The organism is Sneathiella litorea, assembly GCF_009882915.1.
GTDB classification, from domain to species: domain Bacteria; phylum Pseudomonadota; class Alphaproteobacteria; order Sneathiellales; family Sneathiellaceae; genus Sneathiella; species Sneathiella litorea.
The window spans coordinates 1233893-1254120 of record NZ_WTUW01000002.1 but is presented as its reverse complement, the minus strand read 5'-3'; the positions used below and the strand labels follow the sequence as shown (position 1 = coordinate 1254120).

The 20228-nt window shown below is 49.4% G+C and carries 24 protein-coding genes and 1 tRNA gene; 6 read left to right on the top strand and 19 right to left on the bottom strand.

Annotated elements, in window-relative coordinates; translation table 11 throughout:
* Window positions 1-9: 9 nt before the first annotated feature.
* The 10 genes from infA to GQE98_RS12410 form a co-directional block, all read right to left on the bottom strand.
* Complete coding sequence (infA, locus tag GQE98_RS12450; protein WP_161315948.1) at window positions 10-228, bottom strand: translation initiation factor IF-1; 219 nt, start codon at window positions 226-228, stop codon at window positions 10-12.
* Window positions 229-371: 143 nt separating this feature from the next.
* Window positions 372-833, bottom strand: coding sequence for an arsenate-mycothiol transferase ArsC (locus tag GQE98_RS12445; protein WP_161315947.1), 462 nt, complete (start codon window positions 831-833; stop codon window positions 372-374).
* A 58-nt stretch (window positions 834-891) separates the two neighbouring features.
* On the bottom strand, window positions 892-1371 hold the full coding sequence (locus GQE98_RS12440; protein ID WP_161315946.1) for a UPF0262 family protein: 480 nt from the start codon (window positions 1369-1371) through the stop codon (window positions 892-894).
* Window positions 1372-1398: 27 nt separating this feature from the next.
* Entirely contained in the window at window positions 1399-2691 is a 1293-nt protein-coding gene (gene hisD / locus GQE98_RS12435) for a histidinol dehydrogenase (protein WP_161315945.1), read from the bottom strand.
* Window positions 2681-3394 (bottom strand): ATP phosphoribosyltransferase, encoded by a 714-nt coding sequence (gene hisG, locus GQE98_RS12430; protein WP_281351297.1) that lies wholly within the window; start codon window positions 3392-3394, stop codon window positions 2681-2683. The genes hisD and hisG overlap by 11 nt, the downstream gene beginning before the upstream one ends.
* Window positions 3372-3830: a DUF2948 family protein gene (locus GQE98_RS12425; protein ID WP_161315943.1), complete on the bottom strand. Its 459-nt coding sequence runs from the start codon at window positions 3828-3830 to the stop codon at window positions 3372-3374. The genes hisG and GQE98_RS12425 overlap by 23 nt, the downstream gene beginning before the upstream one ends.
* A 26-nt stretch (window positions 3831-3856) precedes the next feature.
* Window positions 3857-5149, bottom strand: a complete 1293-nt coding sequence (murA, locus tag GQE98_RS12420; RefSeq protein WP_161315942.1) for a UDP-N-acetylglucosamine 1-carboxyvinyltransferase — start codon at window positions 5147-5149, stop codon at window positions 3857-3859.
* Window positions 5150-5341: 192 nt separating this feature from the next.
* A complete protein-coding gene (dcd, locus tag GQE98_RS12415; protein ID WP_161315941.1) occupies window positions 5342-5896 on the bottom strand; it encodes a dCTP deaminase in 555 nt (184 codons plus the stop codon).
* Between the two features lie 84 nt (window positions 5897-5980).
* Entirely contained in the window at window positions 5981-6154 is a 174-nt protein-coding gene (locus GQE98_RS18010; RefSeq protein ID WP_202526259.1) for a hypothetical protein, read from the bottom strand.
* Window positions 6155-6283: 129 nt separating this feature from the next.
* Entirely contained in the window at window positions 6284-8182 is a 1899-nt protein-coding gene (locus GQE98_RS12410; protein WP_161315940.1) for a PhoX family protein, read from the bottom strand.
* 228 nt (window positions 8183-8410) lie between these two features.
* Here GQE98_RS12410 and GQE98_RS12405 point away from each other — a divergent pair.
* The 5 genes from GQE98_RS12405 to GQE98_RS12385 all read left to right on the top strand — a co-directional run bounded on the left by GQE98_RS12405 (window position 8411) and on the right by GQE98_RS12385 (window position 11370).
* Window positions 8411-8485: transfer RNA gene (locus GQE98_RS12405), tRNA-Thr, on the top strand.
* A 143-nt stretch (window positions 8486-8628) separates the two neighbouring features.
* A complete protein-coding gene (locus tag GQE98_RS12400) occupies window positions 8629-9873 on the top strand; it encodes an acyltransferase family protein (RefSeq protein ID WP_161315939.1) in 1245 nt (414 codons plus the stop codon).
* Window positions 9874-9979: 106 nt separating this feature from the next.
* Entirely contained in the window at window positions 9980-10522 is a 543-nt protein-coding gene (locus GQE98_RS12395; RefSeq protein ID WP_161315938.1) for a hypothetical protein, read from the top strand.
* A gap of 22 nt (window positions 10523-10544) precedes the next feature.
* Window positions 10545-10736, top strand: a complete 192-nt coding sequence (locus GQE98_RS12390; RefSeq protein WP_161315937.1) for a DUF1737 domain-containing protein — start codon at window positions 10545-10547, stop codon at window positions 10734-10736.
* Between the two features lies 1 nt (window position 10737).
* Window positions 10738-11370: a LysE family translocator gene (locus GQE98_RS12385; protein WP_161315936.1), complete on the top strand. Its 633-nt coding sequence runs from the start codon at window positions 10738-10740 to the stop codon at window positions 11368-11370.
* A gap of 466 nt (window positions 11371-11836) precedes the next feature.
* Here the strand turns inward: GQE98_RS12385 and GQE98_RS12380 are convergent, their stop codons facing one another.
* The 7 genes from GQE98_RS12380 to GQE98_RS12350 all read right to left on the bottom strand — a co-directional run bounded on the left by GQE98_RS12380 (window position 11837) and on the right by GQE98_RS12350 (window position 18275).
* Window positions 11837-12475, bottom strand: coding sequence for a YbhB/YbcL family Raf kinase inhibitor-like protein (locus tag GQE98_RS12380; protein ID WP_161315935.1), 639 nt, complete (start codon window positions 12473-12475; stop codon window positions 11837-11839).
* A 72-nt stretch (window positions 12476-12547) separates the two neighbouring features.
* A complete protein-coding gene (locus GQE98_RS12375) occupies window positions 12548-14098 on the bottom strand; it encodes an acyl-CoA carboxylase subunit beta (RefSeq protein WP_161315934.1) in 1551 nt (516 codons plus the stop codon).
* A 218-nt stretch (window positions 14099-14316) separates the two neighbouring features.
* Complete coding sequence (gene flaF / locus GQE98_RS12370; protein WP_161315933.1) at window positions 14317-14724, bottom strand: flagellar biosynthesis regulator FlaF; 408 nt, start codon at window positions 14722-14724, stop codon at window positions 14317-14319.
* Between the two features lie 69 nt (window positions 14725-14793).
* Complete coding sequence (locus tag GQE98_RS12365) at window positions 14794-15594, bottom strand: flagellin (RefSeq protein WP_161315932.1); 801 nt, start codon at window positions 15592-15594, stop codon at window positions 14794-14796.
* 236 nt (window positions 15595-15830) lie between these two features.
* Window positions 15831-16616 (bottom strand): DUF1217 domain-containing protein, encoded by a 786-nt coding sequence (locus GQE98_RS12360; protein WP_161315931.1) that lies wholly within the window; start codon window positions 16614-16616, stop codon window positions 15831-15833.
* 116 nt (window positions 16617-16732) lie between these two features.
* A complete protein-coding gene (locus GQE98_RS12355; protein WP_161315930.1) occupies window positions 16733-17542 on the bottom strand; it encodes a flagellin in 810 nt (269 codons plus the stop codon).
* A 331-nt stretch (window positions 17543-17873) separates the two neighbouring features.
* Window positions 17874-18275: a flagellar biosynthesis repressor FlbT gene (locus GQE98_RS12350; RefSeq protein ID WP_161315929.1), complete on the bottom strand. Its 402-nt coding sequence runs from the start codon at window positions 18273-18275 to the stop codon at window positions 17874-17876.
* Between the two features lie 216 nt (window positions 18276-18491).
* Here GQE98_RS12350 and GQE98_RS12345 point away from each other — a divergent pair, with 216 nt between their 5' ends.
* Window positions 18492-18779 (top strand): DUF6460 domain-containing protein, encoded by a 288-nt coding sequence (locus GQE98_RS12345; protein WP_161315928.1) that lies wholly within the window; start codon window positions 18492-18494, stop codon window positions 18777-18779.
* A gap of 11 nt (window positions 18780-18790) precedes the next feature.
* Here the strand turns inward: GQE98_RS12345 and GQE98_RS12340 are convergent, their stop codons facing one another.
* Window positions 18791-19120, bottom strand: a complete 330-nt coding sequence (locus GQE98_RS12340) for a TraR/DksA family transcriptional regulator (RefSeq protein ID WP_161315927.1) — start codon at window positions 19118-19120, stop codon at window positions 18791-18793.
* Window positions 19121-19211: 91 nt separating this feature from the next.
* The gene (locus GQE98_RS12335) at window positions 19212-20228 is read right to left on the bottom strand and encodes a 2-oxoacid:ferredoxin oxidoreductase subunit beta (RefSeq protein ID WP_161315926.1); all 1017 of its coding nucleotides are present in this window, start codon (window positions 20226-20228) and stop codon (window positions 19212-19214) included.

Here is a 20228-nt window from a genome sequence, read left to right as displayed (position 1 = left end):
AGCAATACCTTACTTGTAGCGGAAGGTAATGCGGCCTTTTGTCAGGTCATAAGGGGTCATTTCGACGGTGACTTTGTCGCCCGCCAATACACGAATGCGATGCTTCCGCATCTTGCCCGCAGTATGGGCCAATACTTCGTGATCATTTTCAAGAACGACGCGGAACATTGCGTTAGGCAATAACTCCGTAACAGTTCCTTCAAATTCCAATAGTTCTTCTTTCGCCATAAAATCCTATTCCAATTGTTTCGGAAGCTGCAAAATAGAGGGCACTGTAACTAAAATGCAAGCTTTTCCTTTAAATTGGCGACAAGAATATAGAATAGACAGGCCTATAAGGGCGAAACAGCAACAGAATAGGCCAGAGCTTCTTATACTCTCGGTGCCGGCGCTGTTCTAAACCTCGCCTTAATCTTCTCATAAAGGTCATCTCGTACATGCCGGAAGGCATTTAGGCGCATTTCTCGATTCCCTTCTGTGAGGGACGGATCGATAATATTCCAGAACTCCGTTTCGCAGGCAGTGGTGCGTGTCATCGCTTCCGCTTTTTTATGGGCTTCACGCGACAGCGAGATGATCATATCGAAGGAGCTAACTTCTAAATCATCGAAATTTTTGGCGACATGGTTGGAGGCATCCAGACCAATTTCATCCAGAACCTCAATTGCGAAGCCATCGACATTTTTCGCGCGAACCCCGATGCTGTCCACATAGACAGCATGCCCGTACAGGCTCTTCATGATGTTTTCCGCCATTACAGAACGAATACTGTTATGGGTGCAGGCAAAAAGGACGCTGCCTGGCAGGACATCGCTGTAGGGAAGGGCGCTCATTTAATTTTATGGCCCGCAATACTGGCGTGCATAGGAAAAATGTTGGCGGTTTTCATCGCTAACCCTTTATGTGAAGGATACACATCAGGGTAAACAGTCGCCGTGCAGTATCAAAATCGGTTTCTGCTTTTTCCTTTAGCCTCTCTTTCAATAGTTCAGAGCCTTCATTGTGAAGGCCGCGCCGACCCATATCGATTGCCTCAATCTTTGAGGGTGATGCCGTTTTGATAGCGTCAAAATAGCTCTCACAAACATGGAAATAATCTTTAATTATGCGGCGGAAGGATATTACGGGCAGTGGAATGCGAACGAGTTCGGCCGCATCATCTTCTGTTCGGATATCAAAAATTAATCGGTTATCTTCAATGCTCAGGTGTAAGGAATAGGGGCCTTGGTTCTCATAACCAATCACAACAAAGCTGTTCTGGTCGAGAATATCGAAAATGGCAACCTTTCGTTCATGCTCAATATCCGCGTTGCGGCGGACAACTGTTTTTTCGTCGAGCGCAATTTTAGCGATATGCTGTGTGTCGGGCATGGCGTTGCGGCTCCTTTACACAGTTTCCTAGTTTAACCGAATTGAGACGGAAAGGGCGTGGGCGTCTAATCCCTCCGATTCCGCAAGCGCCACGGCGGCCGGCCCAATCCTGTGGAGACTATCTGCATCCAATTTCATCAACGATGTACGCTTTACGAAATCTAATGTCGATAGCCCCGAGGAAAACCGTGCTGTCCGCGAGGTCGGGAGAACATGGTTTGGCCCAGCTACATAATCACCGATGGCTTCAGGACTATAGCGGCCGAGAAAAATAGCCCCCGCGTGATGGATGCTAGCCGCGAGGCTTTCCGGATTATCGACACAGAGTTCCAGATGTTCCGGTGCGATTTGATCAACCAGGGAAGGAGCATCTTCAAGATCCTTCACAATGATCACGGCTCCATAATCCTGCCAGCTCGCTCGTGCGATCTCCGCGCGGTTGAGATTTTCAAGATGGCTTTCAATGGCGGCTTCAACGGCTTTGGCAAAATCCTCATCATCTGTAATAAGGATACTTTGCGCGACCGGGTCATGTTCCGCCTGGCTTAAAAGATCGGCGGCAATCCAGGCTGGGTCATTCTGCCCATCGGCAACCACCAGAATTTCAGAAGGACCCGCGATCATATCAATACCAACTGTGCCGAAGACCTGCTTCTTGGCGCTGGCGACATAGGCATTCCCTGGTCCAACAATTTTATCAACTGGGGCAATTGTTTCAGTGCCATAAGCAAGCGCGCCAACAGCCTGCGCGCCGCCAATACGATAGATTTCGTTAACGCCGCATAGATCGGCTGCGGCCAATACCATCGGATTGATTATGCCGTCCGGCATGGGGACGACCATGACGAGGCGTTTAGCACCGGCGACTTTCGCGGGGATAGCGTTCATCAGGACAGAGGAAGGATAGGTCGCCCTGCCACCTGGCACATAAAGGCCAACGTTCTCAATTGCCGTCCAGCGATACCCAAGGGAAACGCCCGCTGTATCCTTGTACATCTGATCTTCAGGCAGTTGCCGGCGATGATAATCCTCAATGCGGGCAGCAGCGACTTTCAGGGCTTCGAGTGTCGTCGCGTCACAAGAGGTAACCGCATTCTTAATTTCTGCTGCTGTCACGCGTAGTTTAGTGGTATCGCTGAGGACCAGCCGATCAAATTTTCGAGTATAGTCAAGGAGTGCAGCATCGCCGCGTTTGCGAACATCAGTAAGGATGTCGGCAGCAACCATATCGACATTTCTGTCTTCATCCCGCTTTTGATTAAGCAGGGCTTTGAACGCTTCCTCAAACCCCGCACTTTTCGAATTTAGTTTAAGCGGCATTGACGACCTCTCTAAACTTTTCTATCCAGCCATTCAATTCGACAGACCGTGTTTTAAGGGCCGCCCGATTAACAACGAGACGGGAGCTTATATCGAGAATTCTCTCGACCTCAACAAGTCCGTTGGCTTCCAGCGTTGCGCCTGTCGAGACAAGATCAACGATGCGTCGGCAGAGCCCGAGGCCCGGCGCGAGCTCCATGGCGCCGGAGAGTTTGATACATTCTGCCTGAATGCCCGCCTCGGCGAAGAATTTATGGGTCAGATTCGGGTATTTTGTTGCGATACGAATATGGCTCCAGCGGCTGGGATCCCGGTCCTCTTCCAGTTCTTTTGGTTGAGCGACGGCGATATGGCAGTGCCCGATATCCAGGTCGACGGGCGCATAAATCTCTGGATAGTCGAACTCCAGCAAGACATCATTGCCGGCAACGCCAAGCTGAGCGGCGCCAAAGGCGACGAATGTTGCTACATCGAAGGAACGGACACGGATAATCGAAATATTGGGATGGTTTGTCCGGAACTGCAACAGGCGGCTTGCCGGATCGTCGAACGCCGGTTCAGGCTCAATACCGGCCGCTCGGATCAATGGCATCACTTCTTTCAGTATCCGGCCCTTAGGCAGGGCAATAACCAACTCTTCACTCGATGGCACGCGATCGCTCCATTCTCTTTCAGTTTTCCTATTCCGCCGAAGGGGCGTCATCATGCCCGGGCTTTAGCTCGGTGGTCCAAGGCTCGCCCGTATCGGTCAGGGTTACATTAATGCATTCTGTCGCAAGAGAAAGAGTACCCCCGCCCGCAAAATTAAGTCTTATTTCCGCTTGCGCATCTTCACCGACATGTGTCGAAAGACTGAGAAGTTCAAGTACTTCCTTTGGATTAGCCTGCGTAATACCGGCGGATTTGATGCTCATCACATCGCCGAAAAATATTCCTGTGCGAATACGGAACCAATTTTTATCACTCTTCGAGGGGCCTGTTGCATCTTCCCATTTAAAGCGGGAGCCCATAACCGTAAAAGCCCGCATTGATTTGAGATAGCTCATCTCTCCAGGGCTTGTGATCATCCCTTCCAATGCTGCAGAGAGGATCTCCATATCCTCAGCTTCAGCAGCAATAAGTTTCAGGGCCTTGGGCATTTCTTCGTCCTGTTGTTGCTTTTTAATCAACTCGCATGAATACGCTCAATTTCTGCACCACAAGCAGCCAGTTTCTCCTCCAGCCGCTCATAGCCCCGGTCAAGATGGTATACACGATTGATAACGGTTTCTCCTTCTGCTGCCAAGCCCGCAAGCACTAATGAGACGGATGCGCGCAGATCGGTTGCCATAACCGGCGCTCCGACGAGATGATCCGCCCCTCGGATAAGGGCGGAATGTCCGTGAACCGTTATATTGGCACCGAGGCGCGCCAGTTCCGGTACATGCATGAAGCGATTCTCGAAAATGGTCTCCGTGATCATGGCGGCACCATCGGCAATTGTCATCAGTGCCATGAACTGCGCCTGCATATCCGTGGGATAGCCGGGATAGGGCAGAGTCATGATGTCAACGCCACGAACAGTTTCAGCTTTACGGGAAATGATAAACCCGTTCTCTGTTTCCTCAACTTCTGCACCGGCTTCAGTCAGGGCGTCCAGCACGGATCGGATCAAGTCAGCCTGCGTATTGGTAAGTTCAATCTTTCCGCCTGTAATGACAGCCGCAATAGCATAGGTACCGGTTTCGATTCTGTCGGGCATCACCCGGTAATTCGTGCCATGGAGTTTATCGACCCCATGTATGACCAGCTTCTCGGTGCCTTCGCCTTCTATTTCTGCACCCATCTGACAGAGGAGCCTGACAAGATCGGTAATTTCTGGCTCTTTCGCAGCGTTTTCGAGGATCGTTGTCCCTTTTGCAAGGGTAGCAGCCATCAGCAAATTCTCGGTTGCACCAACGGAGACAGTCTCGAAGCGTATTTCTGCTCCTTTCAAACCGTCTGGTGCCTCTGCTTCCATGTAACCACCGACGATAGAAATTTTTGCGCCCATCTGTTCAAGCCCATCGACATGCAGGTTCATTGGCCGCGTGCCGATGGCGCAGCCGCCGGGTAGCGAGACCCGGGCTTTGCCAATACGGGCTAAAAGCGGCCCCATGACCAGGGCACCAGCGCGCATTTTACGCACGATATCATAAGGCGCTTCCGTGCTGGTAATCGATTTCGCGGTGATCGCCAACGATCGTCCGTCGCTTCCGCCACCGTTGGTACTTTCCCCGTTCATTACCGCAGTTGCACCGTGCTGACAGAGCAATGTGGTCAGGGTCGAGATGTCCGCCACATGGGGCAGGTTGGAAAGGGTAAGGGTATCCTCCGTCAACAGGCTTGCAACCATCAGCGGCAAGGCCGCATTCTTAGCGCCGCTGATTTCAATCTTACCCTGAAGCGGTTTGCCGCCTCTGATGCGTATGCTATCCATATTAAATTACTCTTTTATCTTTCTAACCGCTTACGGCGGGTCAAGTTCCAATTCGCAATGACTCGACCATGAAAATTTGTCGAAAGAGCGGCTATTATCTCATTTTTCACAATAATGAAAAGAATTTGGCAGGTGATTATTCTTCTAAAAGTTGATATTCGAGCGTTTCAATAGGAGATCTGAGGCGCGAGACTATAGTTTTGGAAGTGTAACGCCTTCTTGCCTCATGTATTTTCCTGCGCGATCTTTATAGGAGACTTCACAAGGCTCGTTGCCTTTAAGGAAAAGGAACTGGCAGGCCCCTTCGTTCGCATAAATTTTGGCAGGCAAAGGCGTTGTATTTGAAAACTCGAGAGTGACATGTCCCTCCCATTCAGGCTCCAGCGGTGTCACATTAACAATAATTCCACAGCGGGCGTAAGTAGATTTGCCCAGACAAATTACCAGGACATCACGTGGGATTCGAAAATATTCGACAGTTCGCGCAAGAACAAAAGAATTTGGCGGAATAACACAAACGTCTGTCTTCCTGTCAACAAAACTTGAGCTGGAGAAGGCCTTTGGATCTACGGTTGCCGAATCGATATTGGTGAATATCTTGAATTCATCAGAAACCCGCGCGTCATAGCCATATGAAGAAAGACCATAGGAAATGGTTCCTTCACGTTTCTGGCTTTCCACAAAAGGTTCAATCATTCCTGTTTCCAGGGTCTTTGATCTGATCCATTTATCGGACAGAATGGACATACAAATTTTCTCCGCTAAAACAGCCTAACTCGACCGGCATACTATAGATTGTGGCACCGCGGGCCAAGATTAAATGCTCGAATGTTAATCGGTTAGCCGGTCACGGTTCTTGATCGCGTCTGGTGCGGTCGCGCCGCGATTACGCTGCAAATCTTTGCGTTTGCGTAAATTGTTCCTCAAAGCTGAGGCAAGCCGCTCGTTTTTCTCTGCTTGCTGTTGTTCCTTGAGGCTTTTGTTATCCGCTTTTTTATCGGTCATTTCGCTATGTCATTTGCACCAGATTCTATCAATCTTAAGTCAATAAACCGTATTTCCCTTTAACGCAAATCATCAAAAAAGGGAGCCAATAGGCTCCCCAGTTGTATTTTGATTTTGTTATTATTTAGTTTAGCTGATGGCGTCGCCATCTTTTCGGGAAATGCCAATCACAGTTGACCGCGGTACCGTTGTGCCGCCTTCGGGATAGTGGCTATTCCCTTTTTCGCCGGGATGCTGGATGGCGACGAAGACGGTCTTCCGGTCAGCGCTCCAGGCAAAGCCTGTTACTTCGCATTCTTTCGGCCCTACCATGAAGCGCTTGATGTCTCCGGTTTCTGGATCAGCGAGAAGCATCTGGTTATTTCCCATGCCGGCAAAATCCTTCTTGTTGGAATAGTTGCCATCTGTCTGAATCCAGAGAAGTCCGCTTGCATCGAAAGCCAACCCATCCGGGGAGTTGAACATATTTTCTGCAGTTATATTCTTTGATCCGGCATAGGCATCGCCATGCACGGCTGGATTTCCCGCGACAACAAAGAGATCCCACTCGAAGCTGTCGGCCGTATGATCTGCGTTCGCTGGTGTCCAGCGAACGATCTGCCCATATTGGTTTTCTGCGCGTGGGTTCGGGCCGCCAACAGGAGCTTCATCCCCGCCCGCATTCGGCTTCTTGCCGCGATTCTTGTTGTTGGTCAGTGCGACAAAGGCTTCGGTTTTGTTTGGATTAACCGCGACCCATTCCGGCCTGTCCATGGTTGTGGCGCCGACCTTTGAGGCAGCCTGCCGTGTCAGGATGCTGATTTCCGCCCGGGTCATGCCAGTCGTCTCTGGCGTCATGGGCAGCCATTTGCCGGTCATGTCGTCATCGAATTTCGCGACATAAAGCGTGCCGTCATCAAGAAGGCTGCTGTTGTCGCCTCCTTCGATGAATTTTGCAGCAGAAATAAATTTATAGAGGAACTCACCACGTTCATCATCGCCGAGGTAAACGACAACCTGGCCATTATCTGCAACAACCAGTTCCGCATTTTCATGCTTGAAGCGGCCAAGGGCCGTGCGCTTTTTGAGAGCCGATTTCGGGTTGGACGGATCAAATTCGACAACATAGCCAAAGCGGTTTGGTTCCGTCGGATTTTTGCTGATATCAAAACGATCATCGACGGTGGCCCAGGCATACCCCCAGTCTTTATTGCCGACGCCATACCGCTTTAAGTCGGCGGACGGCTGGTAATTTTCATCGCTGGAGGAGAAGTACCCATTGAAGTTTTCCTCACAGGTAAGATAAGTCCCCCAAGGTGTCCGGCCGTTGCCGCAGTTGTTCCAGGTACCAAGAGCGAGTACACCTTCAGGGTCAGCGGCTGTCTTCATCATCGCATGACCGCGGGCGGGTCCGGAAATTTCAATTGGCGTATTGGCGGTGATCCGGCGGTTGTACGGACTGTCGACAACAATGGCCCATTTACCGTCATGCAAGGCAATTTCGGTGACCGTCATGCCATGCCCTGCCATGCCCTTATTTACATCATCTGCCGTCTCTGGCTTCCTGCTTTCACGGTTGCCGTAAATAATGGACTGGTTAACATACTCGTTATTTGAGACGAGAATGTTCTTATCGCCATCCTGAAACAGGGCCATACCGTCGTTATTATCCCCGACGGAAAGCTCCTGACTGGCGGCAGTTCCGCGTGTCGTCTGATCGAAGGGAATGCTGTTTGACCAGAGCGGCTCGCCCCAGGTGCTGACGATATGCCAGTCAAACTCCTTCGGCACAGTGATTGTATCAAGATCGTTCGCGGCGACCTGCTCAAATTTAAGACGGCTGCTGCTTTCAGCTCGCGCCATAATGGGGGAGAGGCCTGTTGTACCCATGACGAAGGCTGTGGCACCAAAGGCAACGCCTTTACCGAGTAAGCTGCGCCGGGAAAGGACGGTTTGAGAAATTTTCTCAAAATCCGTTGCTTCCTTTTTGGGCGAACGGATTTCATCGAATTCATCAAAGGATATATCATCGGTAATTGGTGCGGACATTTCTGGCTCCTGGAAGATTAAGTTTCTGTCTGTATCCGGCGGTCCGGCGTACAAGCTGCATTACGTTACCGAAGGCAGATTTCAGTTTTGTGTCAGTAGTCCGCCATAGAGATTAATTTTGGAGTTGGGCATTCTTCCCTTTTTTGGGAGGCTTTTTTGACTCTGCGGATGAAACTCTTTGACATGGTTTGAAATCCCTATATATTCCGCCGCGCGTCGACCCATTTTGCCGCCGTAGCTCAGGGGTAGAGCACTCCCTTGGTAAGGGAGAGGCCGACAGTTCAAATCTGTCCGGCGGCACCATTCGCCCAGAATCCGGTCGCTATAATTTCCCTCATCGTAAATTTTTTTTAAGATTATCGTATGTATTTGTTATGATAACATTTACTGCAACCTGGGTGGAGGTGCCCGCAAGAAGAGCCGCGTTCGCGTGTTAAGAGATTTTTATGGCGTCTAAAGAGAAGTTTCTATTCCTAGAGCCCTTACGAGGCATTTTTGCGCTTGTAGTTGTTTTCGTTCATGGTGACGTTGTCGGACACACGTCTTTCTTGTTGGGAGGCATGTTCTTTGAAAACAGCAGGATGCTAATTGACCTGTTTTTTCAATTGAGCGGATTCGTAATTGCCTACAACTATGCTGACCGCATCCATAGTTTTTCCTCTGCCGCCGTATTTCAGTTCAACAGGTTACTGAGAGTTTACCCACTCCATATCGTAACATTTTTAGTTTTTGCGGTCGGATTTCCGTTGATTAAGTTTATCAAGGACTTATTCGTCGGGAATACAGAAGGTCAGTCGGCGTTTTCTAAGTTTGATTTTTCTGGCGTTTGGACCGAGCTTTTTTCATTCAATGAAGAAGCAAAAGTATGTCTGAGCCATAGTTTTACCAGCTTTGATGCATCTGAATTTATCAACAATATACTTCTAACTAACGGTATTCTCGACAAATGCCTTAGCTATAACTATCCTAGCTGGTCAGTGTCTATCGAGTTTTATAGCTATGCCACTTTTGCACTGGTGTTCTTCCTTTTTGCGTCCAAGTCGTTGAGAATTATTACGAGCATAGTGCTGGTTATTGCGTCGGGGATAACGCTGTATATTACAAATAGCGTTTATCCGGAAACCCAAACTGCAATATTCAGATGCATGTATTCCTACTACTTGGGTGTTTTGCTTTTTTATGTTTACAGTAATTTCAAAATAAAAGTGGCGCCGATATATGTTTATTTAAGTTTTATCTTAATGTTTACATGTTGGTATTATGGAAATTTTGTTTCGAGCTTACTGACGCCGTTTACATATTCCTTTATTTTTCTATCGTTATTATGGTCGGGCGACTCGATAATAAAGAGGATTTTGAGCGCACCAAAACTGGTATTTCTCGGCACTGTAAGTTATGGAATATATATGATCCATGCGGCCGTATATTATGCCATTGCGCTCGTAATGGAAAAAATATTCATGTACAAAATGGTCGAAGATCCAGAAACAGGTAATCCATTTTTGCTGGTGGACCCAATGTTAGGTACCGCGTTGTTGCTATTAGGCATGTTTCTTACAGTTTTCCTGGCGCATTTAAGTTACCGGTATCTGGAAATGCCGTTCAACAATATGAGAATACGAATGCCAGCCAAGGTCCCGGAGAAACGCGCTGTAAGTGCGTATGTGCAAGGATTTACGAAACGGCGCTAGGGGTGTCATCGAGGGTTTAGGGGGGCGTGTTATTTTCTTGCTCTCCCCCCGATGGTTTAAGTAGATTGAGGAAAATCATTCCTTTCATGAAAGACGCTAAACCCTCGTGCGTAAATTTCTCATTTTACTTATCCTCCTCGGGTTGGGTCTGACCGGCTGGGTTGGGTATGACTACTCCACCAGCGGGGAGGAGTTCGCCCGGTTTGAACTGACAGGTGAGGCGGGAAGTACGGATCTCATTAGTCTTGAGCCCTCCTTGAATTCGATGCGGGCGCTGTTGAGTGTAACGTATGAAATCGAGCTTTTGGCTGGCAGTGCGACCGCATTCGATTATTCCATAATGTTGACCGGACCGGGCGGCCTTACTGCGTTCACAGCAGAGGGGCAGCAACGGGATAAACGTGAAGACAACACCCCGGAATATGCGACAAAAAATTTGGAACAGGTTCTTAAAACATTTGCGGTTCCCGCGCCCGGCGATTATGTGTTGGATTGGCGGATTATACCGGATAAGGCCAAGGTTATTAGCGGGGCGATTTCCCTGCGACGAAATGTAGAGCCCCTGAGAATTCCCTATCTGATTGCTGGTGTTGTATGTTTTGGCCTTGGCGTTCTTCTCCTGATAAGGGAACGAAGAAAGACCATTTAGTTATTGAGGTGTGAGGCGACGAATGGCTGAAGAAAAACCTGACTACCGATTGTTGACGGGCGAAGATACGCATGACTTCTGTGTTCGGGTGAGCAAGGCCCTCGCGGAAGGATATATACTGTACGGCTCTCCCTCTGCGACGTTTGATCCCAATAAGAACCAGATGCTTGTCGCGCAGGCCGTGGTTAGGCCGGACGTCTTGCGAGGCACCTGAAATGTTGATTGAGCCGGGAGCGCTGGGTTTATTTATTCTTTCCGGGCTGGCGCTTAATCTGACGCCTGGACCAGACATGCTCTTCACGACTGCGAGCGGCCTCAAGCAAGGACCTCGCGCCGGTGTGGTGGCAGCGCTGGGTATTTCCGCTGGCTCCTTGGTTCATGTACTGCTGGCGATCATTGGTGTCACGGCAATTTTCAAGACATCCGAGCTTGCGTTCGATGTCCTGCGTTTTGCGGGCGCGGCTTATCTCTTGTGGATTGGAATCCGCAGCTTTTCGGCGCGCGGTGGAGATCTCAGCCGGCCACATGTGAAGACGGCTGATATGATCATTGTTTTTCGTCGCGGCATGCTTACTAATATAATTAATCCCAAAGTCGCGCTCTTTTTTATCGCCTTCTTGCCGCAGTTTGTGTCCATCGACGCAGGTTCTATCGCTCTGCAAATTCTGATTTTGGGTCTCCTGTTCAATTTAACGGGTTTGCTCTGTAATGGCGGTGTTGGCCTCTTTTCCGGCGGCGCGGGGCGGCTTCTGCTGCAACGGCCGGGAACAGCCAAATGGGTCTCGCGGATATCGGGAACAATATTTATCGGGCTAGCGATACGTCTTGCGTTGACCGAGCGGGCATAAATACGTCAATCGGATATTTAAGCCCCGGAACGGTTTGTTGTGGGAACCGCTGCCAGTTATTCGGGAGGTGATCAGCAATCGCGGATGATATCAACAGGCTTGCATTGAGCGTCTTGGCCAGGTCCTGCTATCGGCTGGCCATTGTGAGAGTGGGTTGGCAAGCGTGCTGGAGCCGCTTAGGTCGCAAATACAGATAACAGCCTTAATGATATCGCCATCACCGCGCTGTTTCTTCCCTTCTATGAGTTGCAGGGTGGCAGCTGGGCCGAGATAAGCGCCGAAGACATCTTGCTAAGTTTGTTCGCGTTTAAAAGTTCTTGCGTTGGCATGGGAAAGCGAAACAAGCCGTTTTAGGACCCTACTTTCAAGGCAATGAAAATCCTTTTCCTATTTTATTTTAAAAGGATATACCGCGAAAAATATAAGTGAATGCACCGGTTTAGGTGCCGTAAACAGCAATATTGCGTTAGGCCGGAACATCCGGGTTAAGGCTATAGGTGCCGACGTAAGATCCGCTTGCAAGAATATGACCTTCCATTGCTGAGAGCGCCTCTGGACCGCCAAAAATACCCGACAGGCCGAGACTTTCCACATCCAGCGCATAAACCGTGAAATGATAGTGATGAATGATACTGTCATTCCAGGGCGGGCACGGGCCGTCATATCCGCCATAGTTCCCCGCCATATCTGGATCGTCTGCGAACCAGTCAGTATAGTTATTGATACCGGTGACGCCATAGGAGCGCTTGCCGGGTGCTTTGCCTTTGGCTGTTATCCCGTCGCTGATTTCTCCTTCTGCGAGGTTAGTATACTCCATAGGTATATCAACCTGAACCCAGTGATAAAAATCAACACGTGGGAGATCTGCCGGAACTGTCTTTCCTTCCTGATTGACGTCTTCACCGGAGGAGGGGACATCCGGATCATGACAGATGATTGCGAAGGACTTGGTCCCTTCAGGAACATCGGACCAGGTGATCGCCGGGCTTTTGTTATCGCTAAGTGCGACATGTCCTTCTGCGGCAGGCACACCGAAGGCGAATTTACCCGGGATAGTCCCGCCATTTTCCCAACCATCGATTTTTACTTTTAATGCTGCCGTCATGATATGTCGTTCCTCATTTTATTGTGCTATGGGCGCCTGATTTTAACAAAGCCACCAACGGAGGTAAATGGTTTAGGGGCGGAAGGAAAAGCTCACGGGTCCCTTAAGACATTCGAGTTGGGGTTGAATCCAGTCGACCCACTGACAGAGCGCAGGGCGGGTCTCCCTTGGATCAATAATGTCATGTACGCTGAAGCTTTCTGCGCGCGGGAAGGGGGATTGTTGCGCTGCGAGCTGTTCTTCGAGTTCAGCTCTCAGTTTTTCCGGATTCTCCGCCTCTGCCAGTTGTCGGCGATAGGCAACAGCTACTCCGCCTTCGACGGGAAGGGGTCCCATCTCTGCGCTAGGCCAGGCGAGAACATAGCCATTCTCGCTGAAATGTGCCGCCGCGGCGACGCCAAAAGCTTTCTTTACAATTACTGTTGCCCAGGGAACCACAGACATGACAGCTGCAGCAACTGCTGAGGTGCCGAACTTGATGGTGCCGTCCTTTTCAGAATCCGGGCCGATCATAAAACCTGGCTCGTCCGTGAAATTGACGATCGGAATATGGAAAGTGTCGCAAAGTTCGATAAACCGGCGGACCTTTTGCGCGGCATCCGCCCCCATGGCGCCAGCATAATAAAGGCTATCGTTAGCTATTACGCCGACAGATTGTCCGTTAAGGCGGGCAAAGCCGGTAAGTAGGCCGCGGCCGTAATTCTTGCCCATCTCAAAGAAGCTGTCCCGGTCAACGACCATCTGGATCAGGTTTCGTATTTTAAAGGGAAGGCGCCGGTTCTTCGGGACAATGCTGAGCAACTCTTCTTCCACCCTGTCCACAGGATCATTTGATTTTTGCCGTGCCGCCAATTCCCAGACATTGTTGGGAAGGAAGCTTAGGAAGCGCCGGATTTGCGAAAATGCATCCGCTTCATCCGTTGCGATATTGGCGGCAACGGCATTTCGGCTATGGATCTGCGCGCCACCGAGTTCTTCTTTGGTAATCTTGATATTTAACGCGCGTTCAACCAATGCCGGACCGGCAATCAAAAGCTGGGCTGTGTCACGTGTCATTACTGAAAAATGCGAGGCGGCGAAACGCGCTGCGGGGAAACCGGCCACGGGCCCTAAAGCGGCGGAGGCGACCGGGACTTCGCCAAGCAGTTTAGCAATTGAGAGGAATCTTGGTTTTTCGTAGGCGGGACTACCGACTGTACCGCCGCCTTTGCCTTTGGCAACACTGCCACCGCCGCCTTCCAGCATCCTGACAAGCGGTACCTTGTACTGGGAGGCTAGTTCTTCTGCAAAGACACTCTTGCGAAGACCGGCAGCGTTGGGAGAGCCACCCTTCAGCGTAAAATCCTCACCGCCGATTGCCACACGTCTGCCGTCAATTGTCCCTAGGCCGGTAATATAGTTGGCAGGAGAGAAATCCGTGATATTGCCATTTTGGTCCCGTTCTGCCGAACCCGCTATCCGTCCTTGTTCCTGAAAGCTTTCGTTATCCAGAATGCCGCTAATCCGCTCCCTGATGGTAAGGCGACCTTTCGCATGCTGGGATTTGATGGCCTCTTCCCCTCCTTGGGCCTTCGCCGCAATGCGCATTCTTTTTATTTCTTCGGCTTCTTTTTCCCAACTCATATCTTCCGTACCCCGCGTAGGTTTAACCTTTTGCGGAGTATAGACGCTGTGAGTTCATCGAGATAGGGTTCAAGAACGCCAAAGTTCAGCTGAGTGGGTGTTACCGCGCAAATGACGGATTTTTGACCTTACCGGACTAAAGAAACCTGTTGTTTCCACTACAACTATTTGGCTGCGGCTTTGCAGATGTCCATTCGTGAGATGTCAGCGAGGCTGGCCTAGAGGGATAATTTCGTCCCCAGCTGGGGCTGCGTGGAATTTGGTTGCGAGGCTTTTTTCGGATCTTTAGGTTTCATGCCGTCCATGATCTGCTTGTTCACCGCGATAAGCGGAGCAACTGAAGCTTCACCTTTCATGGCCTGTAGACTATAGCGACCAACCCAGAATGCAATGGAGAGAAGCCGACCCTTTAAGTCGTCGGGGAGAGCATTCTCCTCTGACAGAAGATCCATTTGCATGGTAAGCCACAGCCGTCGGTTATTGGCAACCGCCCGGATTCTTTCCATGGCATCATCTTTACTGTCAGCTTCTTCCATAGCACGAGTGAATATAGCGAACGCCCGGTATTCTGTTTGACGGGGCCCTTCGGAATTCTGACTGGCTTTTTGGTAAGCTGCTACAGACATATCTTCTTCTCATATACTTTCGATAGTAAAATCTACTATTTACGAAAATCCTTACGATACTCTTACTAATTACTGAAAAAGTTGAAGAATTGACTGAGGGCGTGAGTTGGCGATCGAAAGTGACTGGATGCCAAGCTGTTCCTTGGTCTGTAGCGCTTGCAGCTCTGCACTGGCTTCAGCAAGGTTGGCATCAACCAGGATACCAAGGCCTTCTTTAAGCTTATCCGTTAAAAGTTGGGTAAATTCTGCCTGACTGTCGAGGCGATTCGCTGCGGTACCTAATGTGGTAATCACATCGCCGATGATAACTTCAGCGGCGTCAACTGCGGCGAGAGCGGTCGCCGGGTTCGTCAGGTCAAGCCCGACCAGGCCCAAAGTGGCCAAACGCAGGTCTTGTGCGGCAATAGTTTGTGTAACACCACCGAGGCCTGTCAAAACGTCTAGGTCGGCACTTACACCGTCAATCAGGTTGACGCCGTTAAAAACACTTGAACCGACAACAGCCGTAATCTGAGCAAGGAGGGCATCGACTTCCTCCTGCAGCACGGTAACATCAAGACCATCGTTAAAAGCTTGAGTCACTTTCTGGTTGATATCGATAACAATATTAGAAATCTGCAGCGCGCCTGCATTTGCCATGCTAACCGTTGCCTGTCCGAAAGTCAGGCCTTCTTCAATGGCGTCCATGGCCGAGATGTCGCCGCGCATCGCCTGTGCGATTGTAAAGGATGCCGGGTTGTCTTTAGGTTCGGCAACTTTCAAACCTGTTTCGACCTGGCGCTGTGTGTGGCTTAGCGCTGACTGTGTCAGGGACAATGTTCGAAGCGCTGCCATCGCCGTCGCGTTGGTATTAATAGAAAAAGAAGTCATTATATCTCTCCTGTAGTTTCCTGCGTCACCAAAAACGCAAATTCACTCAGCACTACAGAAGCAAGGGTCGTGCCAACTTAAAAACCCGCAGAAAACTGCGGGTTTCGGGTGGTGTTGTTGCAATTTTTACTAGGAAAGGATGGTGCTCATCTTGCCAGGAATAGGCATAAATTTCTTAGATGAGAAAGATCTGCCCTACTTGGATAGGTAAGGCTGGTATTCATATGTCGACAAGTTTAGACAAACAGATCTATCTGGATCGGCGTCGGACCGACATATTCGTTACTTGTTGAGATCGGATTAAATAGAGCTAACATTGGATTAGCAGTGGGATCCGAATTGTTGATTTCCGTATAGACCAGAAACCGTTGAATGATTTTCTCGACCTTCTCCGGGTCCTGCAGATCTTCAACATTGAATTGCTTCTCGAGACGATCTTTCTGCTGAGAATACTCTAGACTTTGAAAGCTCTCTGGCAATCCCAGGCTGACCCGTACGACATGCATTAACGTCGAATCTGCCATGACCTGTGGTAGCGTTTCGATGTCGCTAGCCAAGCGTTGAAAATAGAGAGCTTCTCGAACGCCATCTGCATTCTCGCCCTCGAATTTCTCGAACTCGTTGGTTTTGTACCCCGTGAGTATGGCATCGACATTGGATTGTTTCTGAAAGAAGTCAGGATCGCTATTCAAGCCATAGAGGGCGCTTGCCAGTTTTGACCAGCGCGGCTCAGCCAGCTTGTTGACTAAACTATCTTCATCAGCGGGATTCTCGGTCAGTATCTTCTTGACCATCGCCGTTTTGCCGACTTCACCTTCTAGCTGAAATGCAGAAAGAACCATGGTCAGAACGGTGCGATTTTGCATCAAGTCATCAACAGATTTGATGTCGCCAATCTGTTCCTGGAATTTCGCCATGTCGCGCGTTGTAGTAGGCTGCGCCTCGAACGCTTTCATATGCGAATCTTTTAAGCTATTGGCGAGCTTGTACCAAAGAAGCGAACTATCTGCAGATACTTGCATGGCAACACCTGATGGTTCATGAATTAAATTAGTTCATTCTAACAGATAGAATGTGAACAGGAGGTTAACGAAAAAGGCGACCCGAAAGGGCCGCCTTTTCTTAGTTCAGATCACTATTACTGAAACAATGCCAGAATTGTCCGCGGCGCAGAATTCGCAATGCTTAGTGACTGGATGTTGAGCTGTTCTTTAGTCTGAAGCGCTGTCAGTTCAGCGGAAACTTCAGCCATATCAGCATCGACAAGAACGCCAAGGCCTTCCTTCATGGTGTCAACCAGAAGCTGGGTAAATTCGCTCTGGTCATCAAGGCGGCTGGAGAAAGTACCGATACTGGTCAATGCTCCACCAATAGTACCAATTGCTGCATCAATGGTGGCCAGATGTGTATCGAGGTTTGCAGTATCCGTTGCATCAATCGTATTCAGGGCAAGACCTGTAGTTGACGTCACGTCTATGTTGGTAAACGTAACGTTGTCTGTCGCCCCAAGACCTGTTGCAACGGTAAGCGTTGTTGCAGTCGCGGTCAGAAGGTTCACACCGTTGAAAGCAGACGTGCTGGTAATTGCATCAATCTGAGCAAGAATTTCAGTAACCTGACCCTGGATGACAGCGCCGTCGAGGCCTTCATTCTTAGCCTGAGTAAACAGACCTTTCAGCGTGGTCAACTGTTCGGATATGGCCGTTGCACCAGCCATAGCCATGCCGATTGTTGCCTGACCGAAAGAGATACCTTCATCAATGGCGTTCAGAGCGCCGATATCAGCACGCATGCCCTGGGCAATAACGAAAGTTGCGGGAGCATCTTTAGCGCTGCTGACGCGCAAGCCGGATTCGAGCTGAGATTGAACTTTGCCGAGAGAGTTCTGCGTCATGTTGAGAGTACGCAGAGCAGCCATGGAAGAAGAGTTTGTGTTGATAGAAGCCATAATTTAATTCCTCTTTCTAGAGTTGTCGCATCTGCGACGTATCAGCTCTTTTTGAGCCCCGGTCTACTTCGAAACCGTGAAACGACTATCTCTCTGAAACCCTAACAAAAGATTAATGCATATTTCTTTAGCTGCATTTAGCTTGGTGAATGTTTCTAAAGATGTTGGATATGACGTCGGAAAGCCCGGAAAACTGATATTTTCCGCAACTTGGGAAGGATCGATTATTCTAGAAAAAGTAAGGAATGTTTTTGGCTGCGCGCCTAATTTTATCCGGTTGAAGCGCATAAAAGGACTGAATCAGTGCCCCGATCAGTGTGATATAGCCGGGTTATTTAGTAGATTCTTCCGCCGCTGATTCAATGGCTTTAAAATATTTTTGAAGCAGTTTGAGGGCTGAATAATAGTTTTTCTCGCCAACAAGGCCCACTACTTCAAAAACCAGGTTCCGTTCCTCATTATCTGCGGTAGAGAGAAAGGCTATCTGTGCCGAGTCCTGAAAGCTTTTGTGATGCGTGTCGTGACTGCCAGGCTCGATATACATCAGCTGTACGAAGAGATAAACATTCTCCAGCGGTGTTTTGACATCGTCTGGAAGAAGAATGTCTCTTTCACGCATGATAGATGCGTCATTTTCCAGCGAAAAATGCATGGCTTTGTTGCCGGTGTTTGTCAGAACAGCGCCATTGACAACAATTTTCTCGCCGACGGGAATACGAAACTTTAAGGACATGGAACTCGTCTCCAGATAGGGACCACACCGACTACTATAACAATAGTCACAAATTGTGCAAAATAGGATTGTATTCTTATACAGGATTATTTGATTTTCGGGCGTTTTAACGTGAAGAGTAATTAATTTCTGGTCATGAGCTGGCGGTAAACTATATGATCACTCATGTTGGAACGCCCTGAACAGAGCGTTGTACGACTTATTTAAGGATTTTAAATGCCAAAGAATATCGGCTCACTGATTATAAAATTAGTTGTCTTCTCTTTTATTGTCGGTTGGGGACTAACCTTGTTTGATATTACACCGCTTGATCTGTTGAAGGATCTGACGGGAACTATCGGGCAGATTTACTCAACGGCGCTTAATACTGTGCGCTGGGCGGCGGATTATATCCTGCTGGGAGCGGTTATTGTCATTCCTATCTGGGCGATTGTTTTCGGCCTAAACTATCTTCAGCGGAAAAGTCGGCGGAGTATGTCTTCCTCTTCTAAAAAGCAGGACTAGATCGTAAGTCGCTACCCGCTTGCGCAATCAATGCAAAGCGGTGTGCTTGGGTCTAGGGCAAGGCGTTTTTCTGAGATTTCTTCGCCGCAGGTGACGCAATATCCATAGTCACCTTCTTCAACGCGAACCAGGGCTGCGTCAATCCGTTGTAGTTCGTTCTTCCGTCGTCGCTCTGTCTCTTGCGCCATTGCCTGACCTTGCAGCGCATCCATACGGGAAAGCCGACCTAATCGGGTCTGGTCCAGTTCCACAGGGCGGCTATCATCGGCATTTAATTTCATTACAGCGAGTAACTTTTCCCGGCGAGCCAGCAGGCTTTCTTTCGGACTTTTCTCTGTCATGAATACAAGCTACGTCATTATCCAGCCGCATGCAAAGAAAAGGCCGGTCAGTATAGACCAGCCTTTGCCTTTAAAATTACTGGAACCGGTTTTAAGCCTCCCAGGTGTGGCCTTGGCGCAAAAGTGCATCCAGAGATGGCGTCCCCTCGGCTTCTGCAGCCTCGATCTTTTGCGTTATTCCAGCTTCATATGTTGCCGCCGGATTACAGTAAATGACGCCAAAGGCGACCGGCAGGTCGTGGCCGTCCATATCAGCGATCAATGTCGCGAGCGACCGGTTAGTTTCGTCATGAACGAGGATATCTTTCTCCGTAATCCCGTTTTCGCCGATGGTGACAGCCTCCAACGTCAAGGATTGAGTGTTCAACCGGATACCTTTATTCATTTCAGCGCCAAATAACATCGGCTTGCCATGTTCTACATGAAGTTGCTTTTCAGCGGCGACATTCCGGGCCAGGACATTATCAAAAACTGCGTCATTATAAACAATACAGTTTTGTAGAATCTCGACCAAAGACGTTCCCTTATGAGCATGGGCACGTTTCAGTATTTCAGGAAGTGTCTTTTGCGTGTCATAGGCGCGAGCTGCAAATCTTGCGCCAGCACCAAGCGTAAATACGAGCGGCTTTAACGGCGTATCGACTGATCCGTCCGGGGAGGAGGGGGTGCGCAGGCCAACTTCCGATGTCGGGGAGTATTGTCCCTTCGTCAGGCCATAAATTTCATTGTTGCAAAGTAGGATCTGCAAATCGACATTTCTGCGCAATACATGCAGCATGTGATTTCCGCCAATGCTGAAACCGTCACCATCACCGGTAATCATCCAGACGTCCAGCTCCGGATTAGCAATTTTAATGCCTGTTGCAAATGCAGGTGCCCGGCCATGGATCGTGTGAAACCCATAGGTAGACATGTAATAGGGAAACCGCGATGAACAGCCGATACCAGAGACAAAAACGTAGTTTTCTTTCAGCGTTTCTAGATCGGGCAGTGTTCTTTGAACTGCTTTCAGGATCGCATAGTCGCCACAACCGGGGCACCAGCGTACCTCCTGGTCAGACGCAAAATCTGCGGGTTTCAATTTATCTTTTGTAACGGCAACATTCAT

Bases quoted from the DNA above. Each gene is read 5' to 3' on its own strand.
- infA (WP_161315948.1), bottom strand. From the start codon at position 228: ATGGCGAAAGAAGAACTATTGGAATTTGAAGGAACTGTTACGGAGTTA.
- GQE98_RS12445 (WP_161315947.1), bottom strand. From the start codon at position 833: ATGAGCGCCCTTCCCTACAGCGATGTCCTGCCAGGCAGCGTCCTTTTT.
- GQE98_RS12440 (WP_161315946.1), bottom strand. From the start codon at position 1,371: ATGCCCGACACACAGCATATCGCTAAAATTGCGCTCGACGAAAAAACA.
- hisD (WP_161315945.1), bottom strand. From the start codon at position 2,691: ATGCCGCTTAAACTAAATTCGAAAAGTGCGGGGTTTGAGGAAGCGTTC.
- hisG (WP_281351297.1), bottom strand. From the start codon at position 3,394: ATGACGCCCCTTCGGCGGAATAGGAAAACTGAAAGAGAATGGAGCGAT.
- GQE98_RS12425 (WP_161315943.1), bottom strand. From the start codon at position 3,830: ATGCCCAAGGCCCTGAAACTTATTGCTGCTGAAGCTGAGGATATGGAG.
- murA (WP_161315942.1), bottom strand. From the start codon at position 5,149: ATGGATAGCATACGCATCAGAGGCGGCAAACCGCTTCAGGGTAAGATT.
- dcd (WP_161315941.1), bottom strand. From the start codon at position 5,896: ATGTCCATTCTGTCCGATAAATGGATCAGATCAAAGACCCTGGAAACA.
- GQE98_RS18010 (WP_202526259.1), bottom strand. From the start codon at position 6,154: ATGACCGATAAAAAAGCGGATAACAAAAGCCTCAAGGAACAACAGCAA.
- GQE98_RS12410 (WP_161315940.1), bottom strand. From the start codon at position 8,182: ATGTCCGCACCAATTACCGATGATATATCCTTTGATGAATTCGATGAA.
- GQE98_RS12400 (WP_161315939.1), top strand. From the start codon at position 8,629: ATGGCGTCTAAAGAGAAGTTTCTATTCCTAGAGCCCTTACGAGGCATT.
- GQE98_RS12390 (WP_161315937.1), top strand. From the start codon at position 10,545: ATGGCTGAAGAAAAACCTGACTACCGATTGTTGACGGGCGAAGATACG.
- GQE98_RS12385 (WP_161315936.1), top strand. From the start codon at position 10,738: ATGTTGATTGAGCCGGGAGCGCTGGGTTTATTTATTCTTTCCGGGCTG.
- GQE98_RS12380 (WP_161315935.1), bottom strand. From the start codon at position 12,475: ATGACGGCAGCATTAAAAGTAAAAATCGATGGTTGGGAAAATGGCGGG.
- GQE98_RS12375 (WP_161315934.1), bottom strand. From the start codon at position 14,098: ATGAGTTGGGAAAAAGAAGCCGAAGAAATAAAAAGAATGCGCATTGCG.
- flaF (WP_161315933.1), bottom strand. From the start codon at position 14,724: ATGTCTGTAGCAGCTTACCAAAAAGCCAGTCAGAATTCCGAAGGGCCC.
- GQE98_RS12365 (WP_161315932.1), bottom strand. From the start codon at position 15,594: ATGACTTCTTTTTCTATTAATACCAACGCGACGGCGATGGCAGCGCTT.
- GQE98_RS12360 (WP_161315931.1), bottom strand. From the start codon at position 16,616: ATGCAAGTATCTGCAGATAGTTCGCTTCTTTGGTACAAGCTCGCCAAT.
- GQE98_RS12355 (WP_161315930.1), bottom strand. From the start codon at position 17,542: ATGGCTTCTATCAACACAAACTCTTCTTCCATGGCTGCTCTGCGTACT.
- GQE98_RS12350 (WP_161315929.1), bottom strand. From the start codon at position 18,275: ATGTCCTTAAAGTTTCGTATTCCCGTCGGCGAGAAAATTGTTGTCAAT.
- GQE98_RS12345 (WP_161315928.1), top strand. From the start codon at position 18,492: ATGCCAAAGAATATCGGCTCACTGATTATAAAATTAGTTGTCTTCTCT.
- GQE98_RS12340 (WP_161315927.1), bottom strand. From the start codon at position 19,120: ATGACAGAGAAAAGTCCGAAAGAAAGCCTGCTGGCTCGCCGGGAAAAG.
- GQE98_RS12335 (WP_161315926.1), bottom strand. From the start codon at position 20,228: ATGAATGTTGCCGTTACAAAAGATAAATTGAAACCCGCAGATTTTGCG.